The sequence below is a fragment of the Pseudomonas sp. PS02303 genome, assembly GCF_029959925.1.
Lineage (GTDB): Bacteria > Pseudomonadota > Gammaproteobacteria > Pseudomonadales > Pseudomonadaceae > Aquipseudomonas > Aquipseudomonas mandelii.
Window position 1 is genome coordinate 1 of sequence record NZ_JASCOM010000469.1, and the last position, 2,280, is coordinate 2,280.

Below are 2,280 nucleotides of genomic sequence, written 5' to 3' on the forward strand. Positions count from 1 at the left end.
CTCCCACAGGGGTTTATGCTGGCCGCAGATCTTGTATACGACGCATAACCTGTGGGAGCGAGGCTTGCCCGCGAAGGCCGCGCCTCGGTTTATCGAATAGGCGCCAATTCAAAAAACGCCCGAATCAAACGCAAATCCCGCCGCCGTTCCATGCACCCGATCATGTGCCGGTTAACCAGCCCTTCACCCAAAATCGGCACTGCCGCCACCCGCGGGTCATGACTGACCTCAACCGAAGACACCACGCCAACCCCCAACTCGGCGGCCACGGCCTCGGTCACCGCCTCGCGACTGTCCAGCTCCAGCAACACCCTCGGGTTGACCGATGCCAACGCGCAAGCTTCATCGAATGTCCGCCGGGTAATCGAACTCGGCTCACGCAACACCATGATCACCTGATCCAGCTCCTTGAGCTTCACGCCCTTGGACGCCTTGGCCCAGGGATGCCTGTCAGGCACCAGCGCGCAAATCCGTGATTCGCTCAACGCTTGCAGATGCAGGCCTTTGCGCGGCTCGACTTCAGTCAACACCGCCACGTCGGCATGCTCGGACAACAACGCTGCCAGGGTTTCCTGAGCATTGCCCAAGCGCAGATTCACGGTAATTCCGGGGTATCGCGCGCGCAGATTGGCAAGCATCGGCATCACCATGTGCGGCCCGTCCGCTGCGACTTCCAGGCGCCCGGTCAGCAACTGTCGATTCGCTTCCAGCAGCACTTGCGCTTCTTCGGCCAGGCCAAACATCGCTCGGGTGATCGCCGCCAGCTTGGTGCCCTCCTCCGTCAGCTCCACGCGTCGCGCGGTGCGGCGCAGCAAGGTGATTTGGTAATGCTCCTCCAACGCCTTGATGTGCCCGGTGACCGCCGGTTGGCTGATGAACAGCCGCTCGGCCGCACGGGTGAAGCTGCCTTCGCGGGCCACGGCGTCGAAGGCTCGAAGCTGGAACAGGTTCATGAATAACTCTCACTGATGGCTGGCATAACAACAAACAATTTGATTGATAGCACCCGAAATTGCAATTTATGCCCCGTAGCTTCATCCCACAGAGAGCTTTTGCGAGGACACAAGAATGAGCACTGCCGAGCCAATCCTGCTCACCCCCGGCCCACTGACCACGTCGGCCCGCACCCGTCAGGCGATGATGGTCGACTGGGGTTCATGGGATGACCGCTTCAATCAACTGACCGCCAGCCTGTGCGAGCAATTGCTGGCAATCATCAACGGCGGCGACAGCCACCACTGCGTGCCCTTGCAAGGCAGCGGTACGTTCGCGGTCGAAGCGGCCATCGGCACGCTGGTGCCTCGCGACGGCAAAGTGCTGGTGCTGATCAACGGCGCCTACGGCAAACGCCTGGCGAAAATCTGCGAAGTGCTCGGCCGCTCCTTCAGCACCTTCGAAACCGCCGAAGACGAACCGACCACCGCCGCCGACGTCGACCGTCTGCTGCACGCCGATGCCAGCATTACCCACGTTGCGCTGATTCACTGCGAAACCAGCACCGGCATCCTCAATCCGCTGCCGGAGATTGCCCACGTCATTGCGCAACACGGCAAACGCCTGATCATCGACGCCATGAGTTCCTTTGGCGCGCTGCCAATCGATGCGCAACAGGTGCCGTTCGACGCGCTGATCGCCGCCTCGGGCAAATGCCTGGAAGGCGTGCCGGGCATGGGTTTCGTCTTTGCCCGCAAAGACGCACTGGCCAACGCGGCTGGCAATTCGCACTCGCTGGCGATGGATTTGTTCGACCAGCACACCTACATGGCCAAGACCGGCCAATGGCGCTTTACGCCGCCCACCCATGTGGTCGCCGCGCTGCACGAAGCCTTGCTGCAATACAACGAAGAAGGTGGTTTGCCGGCGCGGCATCAGCGCTATGCCAACAACTGCCAGGTGCTGCTCGATGACATGGCCAAACTCGGCTTGCGCAGCTTCCTGCCCGCCGCGATCCAGGCCCCGATCATTGTCACGTTCCACGCGCCGAAAGACCCGCGCTATCAGTTCAAGGAGTTCTACGAACGCGTCAAGGCCAAGGGTTTCATCCTCTACCCCGGCAAATTGACCCAGGTCGAAACCTTCCGCGTCGGCTGCATCGGACACGTCAACCAGGCCGAGATGCACGCAGCGGTAGCGGCGGTGGCCGACGTACTGCGCGAGATGGAAGTCCTCGAAATCTGAATGAGCAGGCACCGCTGATCCTGTAGGAGCGAGGCTTGCCCGCGAATGCAGACGACGCGGTTCTTCGAACACACCGAATTATCGTTCTTCGCGGGCAAGCCT

General features: G+C 61.3%; 2 protein-coding genes. One reads left to right on the plus strand and one right to left on the minus strand.

Annotated elements, in window-relative coordinates; all coding sequences use genetic code 11:
• Positions 1-89: 89 nt before the first annotated feature.
• Positions 90-953 (minus strand): LysR substrate-binding domain-containing protein, encoded by an 864-nt coding sequence (locus QMX98_RS34145; RefSeq protein WP_282412064.1) that lies wholly within the window; start codon positions 951-953, stop codon positions 90-92.
• Between the two features lie 115 nt (positions 954-1,068).
• Between QMX98_RS34145 and QMX98_RS34150 the strand changes: the two genes are divergently transcribed.
• Positions 1,069-2,178 (plus strand): 2-aminoethylphosphonate--pyruvate transaminase, encoded by a 1,110-nt coding sequence (locus QMX98_RS34150; protein WP_145309554.1) that lies wholly within the window; start codon positions 1,069-1,071, stop codon positions 2,176-2,178.
• Positions 2,179-2,280 lie beyond the last annotated feature (102 nt).